The sequence below is a fragment of the Candidatus Eremiobacteraceae bacterium genome (genome assembly GCA_036511855.1).
In the GTDB taxonomy this organism is placed as follows: Bacteria; Vulcanimicrobiota; Vulcanimicrobiia; order Eremiobacterales; family Eremiobacteraceae; genus JABCYQ01.
The window spans coordinates 24,569-38,863 of the sequence record DATCBN010000011.1 but is presented as its reverse complement, the minus strand read 5'-3'; the positions used below and the strand labels follow the sequence as shown (position 1 = coordinate 38,863).

Below are 14,295 nucleotides of genomic sequence, written 5' to 3'. Positions count from 1 at the left end.
GCCTGCAGCGCCTAGCCGCCCGGAACCGAGATGCCCAATGCGTTGGGAATGAGCGTGCCGATGACGTAGCCGAGCAATGCGGCGCTCGCGCCGATAGCGAACGCTTCGATTCCCGAGTGCCACTGGTTGGTCGACGCGGCTCTTGCCTTGACCACGCCGATGCCGAAGAGGGCTACGGCGGCGGCGAGAATGGATGCGGTCAACGCGGGCGGACCGTGCATGAAGGTGTAGGGGATGATCGGTATCGCGGCGCCGCCGAGAAACGACGGCGCCATCACCATCGCATCCTTGATCGCGCTGCTCGGTGTTTCAACGTCGAGTCCCAACTCCTCGCGCGCCATCACTGCAAGCATCTTGCGCGGGTCACGCGCGACTTCAAGCGCGGCGTCGCGCGCGAGCTCCGGCGCCATCCCTTGCCGTTTGTAGATCTCGACGAGTTCGGCCAGCTCTTCTGCCGGCCGCTCGCTGATCTCGCGCATTTCTCGTTGGATCTCCGATGCGGCCACGTCGTCTTCTGCCTTCGACGACAGGTACGAACCGGCCGTCATCGCCACCATGCCGGCGAATGCGGACGCGAGGCCGGCGAGCAGAATGACGCTGTTGCTTTGCGCGGCGCCGAAGATCGACGACACGACGCCGACCGTCGTGAGGATTCCGTCCTGTGCGCCGAACACGAGCTCGCGGATCCTCGAACGCGTGGCGATGCGCCCGCGCTCTTCGGTCACTTCCGCAGGCCCTGCCATCTTCTCCACGCCGTGTGCCGTGCGCGTCCACGAAGGCTGGGCAGCGTGCTGAGCGGGCGGCGGCGAGGCTGAAGCGACTTTCGCATTCAAGGTGTCGAGCGCGGCCTTGAACATGACCGTGTGATGCTCTTCGCGATTGAGCGCTAGCTGAAACGAAGCGACCGCATCCGGCCGGCCATCGTCTTCGGCCTCGCGGATGTAGCGAGGATATGTGACGCGGCTCTCGACCGCTTCTTCTTCTACGACTTGGCGCAGATTCTCAACGCTCGACTTCACGGCGCCAAGCGCTTGGAGGTGCATCATCGCATGGATGATCTCCGCCCCCGCGGCCTCCATGAACGCTTCGGCGACTTCCGGGTGGCCTTCGCGCATTGCCTGTTGCGCAAACGCGTTATAGAGACGATGGGTCTTCGCTTCGTCGATGAACGCCATCCAAAGATTGAGGTCGGTCTTGCTCACCGAAGATTTCATGCGTAGCCGTGCTTCAAGGGTGCGACCGCGCACTCATGCAGAGTCTGCAGGAAGCGCGAGAGGCGCGAGAAACGGAGGCGCATGAACGCGCCGGCTGGTTCGAATCTTCCCGCTGACATCGTCCCAGGCGGAGCCGAATTGCATCCGGTTCTGCGCGCGCTCCTCTACATCGTGTTCTGGTGGATCGGCACAGCGCTGCTCGTCGAACTAGCTGCGCAATTCGTCGGGCCTCTCGACCGCTATCACGTGACGTTGGACCAAAGCGCGAATCTATTCATCGCCGTGGCGTGCGAGTGCGCGGGCGCTGTCGGGATCGCGCTTCTGTTCCGGCGCTTCGTCGACCGCATGCCGGTCGGAACCCTCGGATTCACATTTCGCGTGCGCTGGCTGCGTCTGTTCGGCATCGGCGTTCTACTCGGGATCGGCATGCAGACGCTCGTGCTGATCTTCGAGAGCGCGCTTGGATTTGCTCGTACCGCGACGCCTCGATGGCAGGCAGGCGAATTCGGGTCGCTCGCCTATCTCATCCCACTGCTGTTGTTGGCCGCGCTGGCCGAAGAGATGCCGATCCGCGGGTATCTTTTCCAGAACTTGACGCAAGCGTGGGGAGCGTGGCCGGCGCTCATCGTCACGTCACTGTTCTTCGCATCGCTGCATCTCTTCAATCCGGGAGCGCACGCCGACATCGCTATGACGATTACCGGGATCGCAGTCGCGGGCGCGCTCTTCTGCGCGAGCGTCATGCTGACCGGATCCCTTTGGCTCGCACTCGGCTGCCACTTCGCGTGGAATCTATTCGAAGGCCCCATCTTCGGCTTCCCCGTGAGCGGCCAGTCGTTTGGAAGCGCGAACATCCTGACGCAATCGGTGACAGGACCAGACTGGTTCACCGGCGGTTCCTTCGGCCCCGAAGCAGGAGCGAGTTCGTTGATCGCGCTTGCGGCCGGGGCCGCCGTTCTCTACGCTCTTCATCGCCGCGGAGTGTTCGATGCCTAACGGATCACGCGCCCTTTCCACAGTTGACCGCGGCCGCTGAGCGCCCGCCACATCGATGCCCACATGACGGACGTGATGAACGCGCCGGCCAACGGCGCCGCAAGTGCGGTCCACGTCCGCGCTCCGATCGCGCGATCGCGCAACGCGCGAACTGCGACATTGGCGGCCGCGTTCAAAGCGCACCACACGACGAGGGTTCGCTCTGATCTCGCGAGAGGCCGTCGCAAAGCGGTGACCCCGAGCGACGCGAGCATCGGCAGCGGGATGATAAGCATCGCGCTTGCCGCGATGATGAACACCGACGCCACGATGGGATTCCGGCCCGTTCCCTCATAGACGTTCTTGCGCCAGCCCTCCCACATTTCCGCAAGGCCGCGATACATGCGCACGCTCACGAATTCGTGACCGTCCAGGAGACGCACCGTGAATCCAAAGGCCTTGAGGCGTTCGGCTAAAGCGCGATCTTCAGCGATCTCGTGTCGGACGCTCGCGTGGCCGCCGACGGTGCGGTATGCGTCGCGGCGGACGAGCACAAAACCGCCCCATACAAGCCCGACCTGCGATCGATGGTCGTGCACGAGCACGAGCGGATGGCCGGACATGACGACGGCCGCCATGGCGGGCATGACGATCCGTTCGAGCACGTTCCCGCACTCGAGGGACGCAGTGAGCGAACACGCATCCGCACCGAAATCGAGGCTCGCATCAAGCACTGCGGCAACCGTGCCCGGCACCATCCGCATGTCGGCGTCGCTGAACAGCAGCCATTCGCCTTGGGCGATCCGCGCGCCGCGATCCGCGGCCGCCGTCTTTCCCACCCATCCGGGGCCAGGCGACCCGCGCACCACTCGCACGCGAACATCCTCGCGCGCTGCAGCATCGGCGATGTGCGCGGTCGCGTCATCGGAAGCGTCGTCGGATACGATGATCTCGTGAACGCATGCATCTTGCGCCTGCGCGCATGCGAGCCAAGCGCTGACGTTTCGCGCTTCGTTTCGCATGGGAGCGATGATGGATACACGCGGTCTCGTGCGCGGACCTACGCTCCGCCGCGGACGCTCGCCGGCCCGCGGCCGGATGGAATAGCGGCGCGTTTCGCGAGCGTCAAGCGCAGCCCACAATGCAGCGATTCCCCACACGATAGCCGCTGCGGCTTCTACAGCCGAAAGCCATCCCAGGCCGCGCGAATCGCAGCGGCCCGATCTAGCGCCGCTCTTAGAACTCGCTGTCGTGGTCGTCCGTGTGGGTTTCTTCTTCCTCTTCTTCCTCGCCGTAGCCGTCTTCGAACTCTTCGTCGTCTTCGAATTCGTCGGCCTCAATGGTGACGTCGATCTCGTCGAAAAGCGGTTTCTCCGTACGCGGCGGCGCAGCGTCGCGGGCCTTCGGCGCCGGGGCCGGCTTTTGCGCGCCGGACTTCACCGCTGCGGGTTTCGCTTGCGCAGCAGGCGCTTTCTTCGGGCTTGCCTTTGCCGCAGCGGGCTTTTTCGCGGCGGGCTTTTTCGCGGCGGGCTTTTTCGCGGCCGGCTTTTTCGCGACGGTCTTCTTCGCCTTTACCGCCTTCTTGGGCGGCGCTTTTTTCTTGGCGGCGGCTTTTTTGGCCGGCGCCTTCTTCTTAAGCGAGGTCCGTTTTACGGACTTCTTCTTCGCCGGTTTGCGCGCGGCGGCGGCGCGTTTCGCGCCGGATCCTGTCCGCTTGGACTTCTTTGTCGCTCGCTTTTTTGTTGGCATTATCGGCCCTCCGGATGCCGCCTGAATGAAGTTCGGTTTCGTGCGAAATCGATCGCCCGCGTCAACCTCGGTCGCTAGCGTTGCGCGCCGATTGTCGGGCGGCGCTTCACTCTCCTGCCAGGTCCTTTCCGGCGGCGATCTCTTTGACGTCGGACAACACGCGCTCGGCATGGCCGAGCACGTCGACCTTTTCATACGCCTTGCGAACAACTCCGTCGCCGCCGATGACAAACGTCATCCGGGCCGCCGAACCCGATGACCCGACCGGAACGCCAAGCAGCCCGCAAACCGCACCGTTAGTGTCGGCGAGCAGAGGTACGCTCAACTCGAACTTCTCGTCGAACCTCTGATGAGAAGCGACGCTATCGGTGGATATGCCGGCGATGACCGCGCCGGCCCGGTTGAAGTCGGCAGACCGCCGGCTGAAATCGCGCGCTTCGATGGTTCAGCCGGAAGTGTCGTCTTTTGGATAAGTCCAGATGACGAGGATTTTCGATCCTCGATAGTCGTCCAGATCTATGCGGCCCGATTGCGTCTCGCACTCGATCTTCGGCAGCCGGTCGCCAGGCATCAAAGGCATTGCAACACCCTCAGAAGTTTTATGGACTGATCGGACGGACCTGAAACGGCTCGTCGGTCAAGGATTTCGTGAGCGTGGACCCGTCGACGCCGCTGAACGTGGCGAGCATGCGGCACGCGCCGACGTGCTGGCCGCGGACGTGCACTTGGCCTTCGTAAAGCGCGGGATTGCTACGAGCGAACACGGATGTGTGAAGAGTCCCGGTCGGGTTGGCATCGGAGGCTAGTCCGACTTCGACCTCGCCGACCCACGGTTTCCGGAAGAAGATCGCGACCGTCAGCACGTCGCCCGGCCGGTAGACGTCTTTGACGGGACTGAACTGCACGCGATCCACAGGCGGCTCCATGACGGCTCGTTCTGTTCGCGTCCGCACCGGGATGCCCTTGTGCGGCCAGAGAAGGCGCTTGCGATGGATGCGGCACTTCTCGAACGGCTCAGCGGCCTTGTCGGCGCGCGCAATGCGTTGATGTCGGCGGGCGATCTGCGTTCGTACGGCTACGACGCGTCGATCGAACGGGCGGTGCCCGAGCTCGTGCTACTTCCTAATTCCGCGGAGCAGGTCGCCGCTATCGTCTCCGCATGCTGCGCCGCTTCGGTGCCGTTTGTCGCGCGGGGCGCCGGCACAGGTTTGTCCGGCGGCGCGATCGCCGAAAGCGGCGGCGTCGTCATCGCGACGGCGCGCCTGAACCGCATTCTGGAAATCGATACCCGCGATCTAATCGCCGTGGTCGAACCCGGCGTCGTCAACGCCGCATTGAGCGCAGCCGTCGCGCTGCACGGCCTGCGATTCGTGCCCGACCCGTCGAGCATGGCGGCCTGCACGGTAGGCGGCAACGTCGCCGAGAACTCGGGCGGCCTGCACTGTCTTGCATACGGCGTCACATCGCAGCATGTGCTTGGCGTTGAAATCGTAACCGCGGAAGGCGAGATCGTGTGGCTCGGCGGCAAGACGCGCGAATCCTACGGCTACGATCTGCTCGGCGCGTTCATCGGCTCTGAGGGCACATGCGGAATCGCGACCAAGATCTGCGTTCGGCTCGTGCCGATTCCGGCTGGATCGAAGACGATGCTCTGCGTGTTCGACGACGTCGACGGCGCGTCGCATGCCGTGTCCGATATCATCGCATCCGGCATCGTCCCAGGCGCGCTTGAGATGATGGATGCGACGGCGACGGCCGCTATTGAGGCATTCGTTCATGCGGGATTTCCCTTAGACGCAGCGGCGATATTGATGGTCGAAGCGGACGGCGGCCCTGAGACCGCCGACGAGATCGCCGCCGCGGTTTCCGACGTGTGCACGCGCAACGGCGCGCGCGAAGTCCGCGTCGCCCCGGACGCCGAAGCGGCGGCGCGCATATGGAAAGGCCGCAAGAGCGCTTTCGGCGCGATGGGTCGTTTGAGTCCGAATTACTACGTGCAGGACGGTGTGATTCCGCGCAGCCGCCTGCCGGATATCTTGCGAGAAGTCGCAGCCATCGGCGTGCGCAACGGCGTGCGGATCGCGAACGTCTTTCACGCCGGCGACGGCAATCTGCATCCGCTCATCTTGTTCGACGACCGGATCGAAGGCGACCTCGACCGGACGATGAAGTCGGGCGCGGAGATATTGGAAGCCTGCGTCCGCGCCGGCGGCAGCATCACGGGCGAACACGGCGTCGGCATGGAAAAGCGCGACTGCATGAGTCTGCAGTTCAGCGCTGCCGATCTCAACCTCATGGCTTTGGTCCGCAGCGCCTTTGACGAACGCGGGCTCTGCAATCCCGGCAAGCTTTTCCCCACCGCTCGCCGCTGCGGCGAGAGCGCGCGCCACGTGGACCGCGGCGAGGTGGATCCTTCCGCTGTGCGCGCGGCCGGTGAAGCGTTTTGAGATCAAAAGCTAAGGGCATCGGGCCGGTGCCTTTTGACTCGACGTTGCGCGAAGCGGTCGCCGACCGTCTCACGGTTCACCCCGACGATTGTGCTGCGTATGCGGTCGCCGGCTGCGTTCCGACGGTGGTGGCGTCGCCGAAATCGTTCGAGCAAGCGGCGGCCGCCTTGCGCGCGGCTGCGTGCGAACGGGGCCGCGTCGCGATCCGAGGCCGCGGTACGAAATCGGACTCGCCGCCGCGCCCGCGCTCGCTCGACGTCGTGCTCGACGTCAGCGGCTGCGGCAAGACCATCGATATCCAGGCCGACGATCTCACCGCGCGCGTTTCCGCCGGTGCGCGCATGGCCGATCTTGAATCGGCGCTCGCTGCGTGCGAGCGCTTTTTCCCGTGTGATGTGCCGTTCAAGGCAGGGGCTTCCGTCGGCGGCGCGATCGCAGCCGGTCGCGGCGGTGCGCTTGGCCAGCGGTTCGGCGGCATGCGCGACAACGTGCTCGGACTTCGCGTTGCCCTCGCCGACGGCAGTATCGCATTCGCCGGTTCGCACGTCGTCAAGAGCGTGGCAGGGTACGACTCGCACAAACTCTTCATCGGTTCGCGCGGCACGCTCGGCGTGGTCGGCGAAGCGATCCTCAAACTCGCACCGGTGCCGCCTGACGAACGGGCGCTGGTCGCTCGCTTTGGCGACGCCGGGCGCGCAGCCGCGGCCGCGATGGACGTGGCCGCCGCGCCGGTTTTTCCGTACGCGACGACGCTGCACGATCCGCAAACGTCCGAGCGCGTGACCGCCCTTGCCGGCGCGACGAGAGCGGGCGAATGGCTTGCCATTTTCCGGTGTGGCGGCTTGCGCCGCGCCCTTGCAAAACAGCTCGACGACATCGCGCGGATCTGCAAGCAAAATGGCTGTCTCGCCACGGAGATCGCCGATCGAAGCGGCGTCCGGAGAGCGTGGACCGATGTCGCCGAACTTGCCGGCGGCTCCGCGTACCCTGCCGCGCGTTGGATCGCGTATCGCATCTCGTGCTTGCCGTCGCGCCTGGCGGCGGTGATCGATGCAGCGCAAAAAACTTGGCCGGGGGTGGAGCTCACGGCGCATCCCGCGCTGGGAACGTTGTTCGCGCACGTGCCGGCGTCCGCGCTTGCGGGTAGCGGTGTGCCGCTGGTGGACCACGCGCCTGTATGGAGAGCTGTCGAAGAAGCCGCCGGTCACGCCACCTGCACGTCAGCGCCGGTCGACGTCCGCGACGACGCACTGCCTCCGCGGGCGTATGCGCCGTACCGGCTGCTCCGCAGATTGAAGGATGCTTTTGATCCGGACGGCGTTCTCGACCCCGGACGGATGCCGGGCGGGATCTGACGACGGTGCACGACGTGAACGGCTATATCGGACCTGACAGGCCGGCGACCATCGACTTGGATACGTGCACACGCTGCGGGCTGTGCGAGCAGGCATGTCCGACGTTTCGTCTACTCGGCACGGAAGCGGACTCGCCGCGCGGCCGGATCTTCATGATGAAGGACGTCGAGCAAGGCCGTGCGCCCGTCGATGCATTCCTTGCAGAACACCTCTACGTTTGTTTGGGCTGCCGGGCTTGCGAAACCGCGTGCCCATCCGGCGTGCCGTTCGGCCGCCTTTTGGAATATGGCCGCGCTCAGGTCGAAGAGCGCGGTGAATTGACGCCGCGGCGTCGCGGCTGGCGCATTTTCCGCGCGTTCGCGACGGAGCGGGTCTTGCCGAACCGCGCGCTGACGAAGATGGTGCTGTGGCCTGCGCGCATGATCCAGCGATTTCCATGGTTGCGCGCAGTCGTGACATCGTTGCCGATGCCGGCCCGTCTGCGCACGCTTGTGTCGATGATTCCGGAAGCACCGCCGCCGTCGCCGCCGCTTCCGGAAATGGTGCCCGCCGTCGGCGAGCGGCGCGCGCGTATCGGTCTGTTCTTAGGCTGCGTGATGAACGAGCTGTTCGCGCACGTGCACGCCGCCACGGTACGCGTGCTGCGCGGGCAAGGTTACGAGGTCGTGACGCCGGCCGCGCAGTGGTGCTGCGGCGCCCTCAATCTGCACGCCGGCGAGCGGACGCACGCCCGCGTGATGGCGCGCGCGGTCGTCGACGCGTTCGCCGGCGCATCGTTGGATTTCGTCGCGGTCAACAGCGCCGGATGCGGCGCCGCGCTCAAGGAATATGGCGAATTGCTCCGTGACGATCCGGACTACGCGCAGCGGGCTCGGGCGTTTGCAGAGTCGGTGCGCGACGTGACCGAACTATTGCGGCCCTATTCGCCGGCTGGGGCCGATAACAAGACCAACCCTGCAAGTGAAGAGGTGGTGACGTATCAAGATGCGTGCCACTTAGCCCATGCACAAGGGATACGCGAAGCGCCGCGCGCGCTGTTGCGAAGTCTCCCAGGTATCCGGCTTGCAGAGATGGCGGATCCGGACCGGTGCTGCGGGGCCGCCGGACTGAACGCGTTGACGCATCCTAAGATGGCGGCGGCGCTGCTAGATGAAAAACTTGCGAACGCTGTTGCCACCGGCGCCGACACTCTGGTCGTCTGCAACCCCGGGTGCCACATGCATCTGCGCGCCGGCATCGCCGCTCGCGGCCTGAAGCTGCGCGTCCGGCACGCCGTCGATCTCCTCGACGAGGCATACGCCGCGAGTCCGCGTCCGCCGATAACTTAAGGTGTAGTCCACGACACTCGCCCGACGCCGGACGGTTGCAGTTCATGAAGCACGACATGCGAGGTGCGCGGGGCGCCCCGACGCTAGACCGCGCAGCCCTGCTGACAGTTGCTACTTCGCTCGGACACGCGGAGTTCTTCGACGAGCTTCGGCGCGCGCTGCAGACACGGTTTCACGCTGATTATGTCGCAATAGCAGTCGCCGACGGCGGCGAAATCGCGCGCTTCCGCACCATCTACTCCGCCGGCGGCGGCGCCGACGGCGCGCCACTCGTGATAGGCCCCGGCTTGTTCGCGCGCGCGTGCGACGCACCCACGGCCGTCATCGTGACCGCCGGCAGCGCCGACGCACATCGTCTGCCGTTCCCCGGCGGCTCGATGGCGATAGCGCCCTTGGGCGCCATCGGGCGCCGCTTCGGCGCGCTTGCCATCGCAAGCGCCGAACCGGCGGTCTTCGACGAAGACGGCGGTGACGATATCGCTGCGGCCGCCGACATAGCCGGACTTGTCGTCGGCGCGCTGGTCGCTTCTAACGAGGCGCGCGCACGGGGCGAAGAACTCACCCTCTTGCTCGACGCGACCCGCGCGCTTTCGACCGAGCGCGATCTCCGCAAGCTCTTCGAGCAATTTCGCGCATTGGTCGCAAGCGTGATGGATACGCAGACTTTTTTGATCGCGCTCGGATCGGTGGACACCGGCCGCATGCAGTTCCCGTACGCGGTGAGCGATGGCGAACCCCTCGAAATTCCCGAAGCGCCTTTCGGCGACTCGCTGTGCGGTCACGTCTTCACCAACGGCAAACCGCTGTTGATCCACACCACCGATGACTTCCTCGCGTATCCCGGACATCTGGCAGGCAAAGGCAGCGAAGCCGCCGCCGCTGTCTACGTCCCCATGAAGGTCAACGACCGCACCATCGGTGTCATCTCCGTTCAGAGCGAGCATCCCGCCGCATATACCGAGCGCGATCTCGAGCTTCTCCTCGCGATCGCCGAACAGGGCGCGATCGCCGTCGAGAACTCGCAATACCTGCTGCGCGCGGAGCACCGCGCGCGCGAACTCAAACTGCTGGCTGAGGTTTCGCGGGCGCTTTCGGCACAGCTTTCGCTCAAAGCGCTCTGCCAGACCGTGTGCGGCGAAGTACGACGAGTCATGGACGCTTCAGTGTTTCTCGTCAGCTTGACATCTGCCGACCGTCAGACGATGCACGTGGAATATTGCGCGCAGGGCGAGGAGATACTGGATCTGCCGGACTACCCGATAGCCGGCACGCTCGCCGAAAAGGTCGTGAGTTCCAATCAAGCCGTCGTCGTCCAAAACCGGGGAGAGCTCTCCGCAAGTCCCCATCAAGTCCTCAAAGCGGACGAGCGCGCGGTTCGGTCCCTCGCGATGGCGCCGCTGCGGCTGGCCGACGTCTGTATCGGCGTGATGACCGCGCAGTCGTACGACGAAGGCGCGTACGGTGAGCCGGCCGTCCGTTTGCTCAGCGCGATCGCCGAGCAGATGGCGTTGGCGGTCCAAAATGCACAGCTCTTCCGCGAGGCGCAAAATCGCGCCGACCGCGATCCCCTGACCAATCTATACCATCACCGCTATCTCAAGACGCGGCTGGACGAAGAGCTAGCGCGCGCGCGCGATGCGCAGACGGGGATCGCCGTCATCATGCTCGATCTCGACGATTTCAAACAAGTGAACGATACGTACGGCCACCTCGCAGGCGACGAGGCGCTGCGCATGCTGACCACGGTGCTCCACGCGACGTGCCGGAGCGGCGACATCATCGGCCGCTACGGTGGTGACGAGTTCATGGTCATCTTGCCGGACACGCCTCACGATCGAGCTCTCGTCATCGGAGCCAGGATTCGCGACGCCGTGGCGGATCGCCAGCTTCGGCTGCCCGGCGGGATCTCCGTGCCGCTTCGCGCATCTCTCGGTTTGGCTTCGTACCCGGCGGACGGCGCGACCGCCGCCGAGCTCATCGCAAAAGCGGACGCCGGATTATATCAGAGCAAGCGGCACGGAAGACCAAGCGCCGCGCTCCAGCGTATCGGCACGATGGAGCTTCGTCTCGAGGGCGCCTTCACACCGGTCGCCGAGCTTATCGCGGCGTTACTCGCCCGCGACCCGGACTCTCGCTCCAGACTCGAAAACATCAACCGTCTCGCGAAAGACTGCGTCGCTTCGTTCGAGCTCTCCCCGCCGGAGGCGGAGGCGCTGCTGCTTGCAAGCGTGCTGCGCGACATCGGAAAGATCGCAATTCCCGATCATGTGCTGCGCAAGGTCGGCCCGCTCACTCCGGCCGAGTACGAACTCGTCAAGCGTCACTCGATGATCGGCGCGATGCTCGTCGAGAACATTCCTGGGTTCGAACTTGTGGCAAGCGCCATCCGTCATCACCACGAGCGGTACGATGGCAGCGGCTACCCAGCGGGCCTTGCCGGAGATGCGATTCCGCTCGTCGCGAGGCTGTTGGCGCTGCTCGATTCGTTCTCGGCGCTTACTTGTGACCGTCCCCACAGGCGGCGCGTCTCGGCCGCGCTGGCGTGTGCCGAGCTTCGGCGAGCCATCGGGACGCAATTCGACCCGGCCTTGGTTGAACGTTTTGTCGACCTAGCCGCAGTCGCCCGGCATTAAAGCGTCCGATAACCCTACATAGTGGACACGCGTGCGATCGGCCGGATGCCGTTCTATTCCTCTTTACTCTCGCTTGCCGTCGACCGGCCGCGCAGCGAATTTTTTGCGTCGCTGCACGAAGCTTTGGCGGAGCGCGCGACGGTTGATCTTATCGAAGCGGTCGGCATCGATGCGCACGGCGTGTTGCGTCCGCTTTATCGCGCAGCATCGGCGCACGTCGCGAGCGATCTTCAATGCGATCAATACCTGATCGACGCCGCCTTGGAATCGGGCCTCGCACAGGCCACCGGCCGGGCGGGCTTGGATTCACCGCTCATGAGTCCGGTCAAGCAGCGCGAATCGTCGTTCGTGGTCGCGCCTCTGCATGCGGATGGCGTGGTGACGGGCTATCTCGTCGCGGGAGCGGCGAAGCCGGATGCGTACGGCGACGCAGAATTCGGTGACATCATGACGGCGGCGGATGTGACGTCACTCGTGGTCGCCGAGCGGCAGTCGTCGGAAACGGCGCGGTCGCGCGATGAAGAGCTTCGCGTGCTCCTCGACACCGCCCGCGCGCTTTCATCCGAGCGCGACCTGCGCAATCTGTTCGGCCGCATCCATGACCTCGTCGGCGGCATCATGGACGCGTCGACTTTTTTCATCGCGCTTGTGAAATGGGATGCCGGAACGGTCCTCATCCCCTATTGCGTCGATGTCGGCCATCGAATCGACGGCGGCGAATACGCGATCGAAAATTCGGCCACCGGGTACGTCCTGCGCAAGGGTCAGCCTATGATACTCCGGACTCTCGATGATTGGACGAGCATGCCGGAACTCACCTCAGGTGAGGGCGAACCGGTGCAGTCGGCGCTGTTCTCACCGCTGCGCATCGGCGACCGGATCATCGGCGTCATCTCGGTGCAGAGTCCGGCGCCGCGCGCGTACACCGACCGCGATCTGACCTTGCTGGTCGCTGTGGCCGAGCAAGCCGCCATCGCCGTCGAACATTCCGAGGCGCTCATGCGAGCCGAACAGCAGACCCGAGAGCTTCAGCTGCTTGCTGAAGTGTCTAGGGCGCTCTCGGCCCATTTGAGTCTGCCGACGCTCTATCGTACGGTATGCCGTGAAGTGCGACGGGTCATGGACGCGGTGGTCTTCTTCGTCGAATTGTTGAGCGACGACGGCACGACTTTGTCGCTCGAGTACGGCCTTGAGGGCGACGTCGAGTTCACGATAGAACCCGTTCCGCTCGCTCGATCCATCGCCGATCGAGTCGTGCGATCGAACGCGCCGCTCGTGCTTCATTCGCAGGCGGAGATCTACGCCGAGCCGTTCCGCATGCTCAACCTAAATGAAGAATTCGTGCGCTCGATCGCGATGGCTCCGTTGCGTCTCGGAAGCACGTGCCTCGGAGTGATCTCGGCTCAATCGTACAAAGAACGGGCGTATGACGAGTCCTCGGTCCGGCTGTTGGCGGCGATCGCGGAACAGATGGCGCTCGCGGTGCAAAACGCGCGCATGTTCGCGGATGCCGAAAACCGTGCGGATCGCGATCCGCTCACGAACATCTATCACCACCGCTACCTCAAGACGAGGCTCGAAGAAGAGGTCAAGCGCGCCGAGCGTTCGGGCGCGACGTTCGCGGTCTTGATGCTCGACATCGACCGCTTCAAACTGGTCAACGACAACTTCGGCCATCCGGCGGGTGACGAAGCGCTGCGCAAGCTGACGGCCGTTCTGCTCGCGACTTGCCGCGCGTCCGATGTCGTGGGCCGTTACGGCGGCGACGAGTTTCTCACCATTCTCGTCGATTCGGACGAGGCCCACGCCCTCAACGTCGCCGAGCGGATCCGGATCGACCTTGCGACCGCGGTGCTCGATCTCGACGGAGCACACATCCCGCTCTCGGCGTCGATCGGCGTTGCCGAGTACCCGCGCGATGGACGAAATGCCGGCGACCTCATCGCAAGAGCCGATGCGGCGTTATACCAAAGCAAACGTTCGGGCGTGCCGGTCGGCGGGCCGCAAGCCCCGACAATGGCGCCTATCAAGCTCAAGGGTAACTTCGCGCCGGTCTCGGAGCTTCTCGCCGCGCTCCTGGCGCGCGACCCCGCGACGCGGACTCATCTCGAACAAGTGAACCAGTTGGCCGAGCGTTATGCGAGCGCGGCCGGTTATTCAGAGGCCGAAACCGAGGTGCTGCTCCTCGCAAGCGTGCTGCACGATGTCGGCAAGATCGCCATTCCCGATCAAGTGCTCTGCAAACCATCGGGCCTGACGGCGGACGAACGGCGGCTGGTGAAACGCCACCCTGAGGTCGGCGCGATGCTGCTCGAGCATATCCCCGGCTTCAGCGATGTCGCGCAGGCAGTGCTCCACCATCACGAGCGTTACGATGGACTTGGCTATCCGCGAGGGTTCGCAGGCGAACAGATCCCAAAACTATCCCGGGTGGTGAGCATCATCGACGCATATTCAGCGATGACCGACGACCGGCCGTATCATAAAGGCATGTCGCAGGCCGCCGCGCTGGCGGAGCTGCACAACAATGCCGGCACGCAATTCGATGGAGAGATGGTGGAGTTGTTCGCGAGCATGCTTTGATTGGGGTTGAA

General features: G+C 64.6%; 12 protein-coding genes. 6 read left to right on the top strand and 6 right to left on the bottom strand.

Annotated elements, in window-relative coordinates:
• Window positions 1-11 precede the first annotated feature (11 nt).
• Window positions 12-1,214 (bottom strand): VIT1/CCC1 transporter family protein, encoded by a 1,203-nt coding sequence (locus VII69_01885; protein ID HEY5093846.1) that lies wholly within the window; start codon window positions 1,212-1,214, stop codon window positions 12-14.
• Between the two features lie 81 nt (window positions 1,215-1,295).
• Between VII69_01885 and VII69_01880 the strand changes: the two genes are divergently transcribed.
• Window positions 1,296-2,210, top strand: a complete 915-nt coding sequence (locus tag VII69_01880) for a type II CAAX endopeptidase family protein (protein HEY5093845.1) — start codon at window positions 1,296-1,298, stop codon at window positions 2,208-2,210.
• Here VII69_01880 and VII69_01875 read toward each other — a convergent pair.
• The 5 genes from VII69_01875 to VII69_01855 form a co-directional block, all read right to left on the bottom strand.
• Complete coding sequence (locus VII69_01875; protein HEY5093844.1) at window positions 2,207-3,349, bottom strand: glycosyltransferase family 2 protein; 1,143 nt, start codon at window positions 3,347-3,349, stop codon at window positions 2,207-2,209. The genes VII69_01880 and VII69_01875 overlap by 4 nt on opposite strands.
• A 76-nt stretch (window positions 3,350-3,425) precedes the next feature.
• Window positions 3,426-3,938 carry a hypothetical protein gene (locus VII69_01870; protein ID HEY5093843.1) on the bottom strand — a complete coding sequence of 171 codons (513 nt, stop codon included), beginning with the start codon at window positions 3,936-3,938 and terminating at the stop codon, window positions 3,426-3,428.
• Window positions 3,939-4,044: 106 nt separating this feature from the next.
• Window positions 4,045-4,380, bottom strand: a complete 336-nt coding sequence (locus VII69_01865; protein HEY5093842.1) for a peroxiredoxin — start codon at window positions 4,378-4,380, stop codon at window positions 4,045-4,047.
• Between the two features lie 3 nt (window positions 4,381-4,383).
• Window positions 4,384-4,518 carry a hypothetical protein gene (locus tag VII69_01860; protein HEY5093841.1) on the bottom strand — a complete coding sequence of 45 codons (135 nt, stop codon included), beginning with the start codon at window positions 4,516-4,518 and terminating at the stop codon, window positions 4,384-4,386.
• Between the two features lie 19 nt (window positions 4,519-4,537).
• Window positions 4,538-4,891, bottom strand: coding sequence for a hypothetical protein (locus VII69_01855; protein ID HEY5093840.1), 354 nt, complete (start codon window positions 4,889-4,891; stop codon window positions 4,538-4,540).
• Between the two features lie 36 nt (window positions 4,892-4,927).
• On the opposite strand from VII69_01855, the gene VII69_01850 reads away from it, so the two are divergent.
• The 5 genes from VII69_01850 to VII69_01830 are packed head-to-tail and all read left to right on the top strand — an operon-like array spanning window position 4,928 to window position 14,284.
• Window positions 4,928-6,385, top strand: coding sequence for an FAD-linked oxidase C-terminal domain-containing protein (locus VII69_01850; GenBank protein ID HEY5093839.1), 1,458 nt, complete (start codon window positions 4,928-4,930; stop codon window positions 6,383-6,385).
• 26 nt (window positions 6,386-6,411) lie between these two features.
• Window positions 6,412-7,740: an FAD-binding oxidoreductase gene (locus tag VII69_01845; protein ID HEY5093838.1), complete on the top strand. Its 1,329-nt coding sequence runs from the start codon at window positions 6,412-6,414 to the stop codon at window positions 7,738-7,740.
• Between the two features lie 14 nt (window positions 7,741-7,754).
• Window positions 7,755-9,068: a heterodisulfide reductase-related iron-sulfur binding cluster gene (locus tag VII69_01840; GenBank protein ID HEY5093837.1), complete on the top strand. Its 1,314-nt coding sequence runs from the start codon at window positions 7,755-7,757 to the stop codon at window positions 9,066-9,068.
• A gap of 44 nt (window positions 9,069-9,112) precedes the next feature.
• On the top strand, window positions 9,113-11,701 hold the full coding sequence (locus VII69_01835) for a diguanylate cyclase (protein HEY5093836.1): 2,589 nt from the start codon (window positions 9,113-9,115) through the stop codon (window positions 11,699-11,701).
• A gap of 21 nt (window positions 11,702-11,722) precedes the next feature.
• Entirely contained in the window at window positions 11,723-14,284 is a 2,562-nt protein-coding gene (locus tag VII69_01830) for a diguanylate cyclase (protein HEY5093835.1), read from the top strand.
• Window positions 14,285-14,295: the final 11 nt, after the last annotated feature.

Coding starts and splice junctions, on each gene's coding strand:
- VII69_01885 (HEY5093846.1), bottom strand. CDS start 1,214: ATGAAATCTTCGGTGAGCAAGACCGACCTCAATCTTTGGATGGCGTTC.
- VII69_01880 (HEY5093845.1), top strand. CDS start 1,296: ATGAACGCGCCGGCTGGTTCGAATCTTCCCGCTGACATCGTCCCAGGC.
- VII69_01870 (HEY5093843.1), bottom strand. CDS start 3,938: ATGCCAACAAAAAAGCGAGCGACAAAGAAGTCCAAGCGGACAGGATCC.
- VII69_01860 (HEY5093841.1), bottom strand. CDS start 4,518: ATGCCTTTGATGCCTGGCGACCGGCTGCCGAAGATCGAGTGCGAGACG.
- VII69_01850 (HEY5093839.1), top strand. CDS start 4,928: ATGGATGCGGCACTTCTCGAACGGCTCAGCGGCCTTGTCGGCGCGCGC.
- VII69_01835 (HEY5093836.1), top strand. CDS start 9,113: ATGAAGCACGACATGCGAGGTGCGCGGGGCGCCCCGACGCTAGACCGC.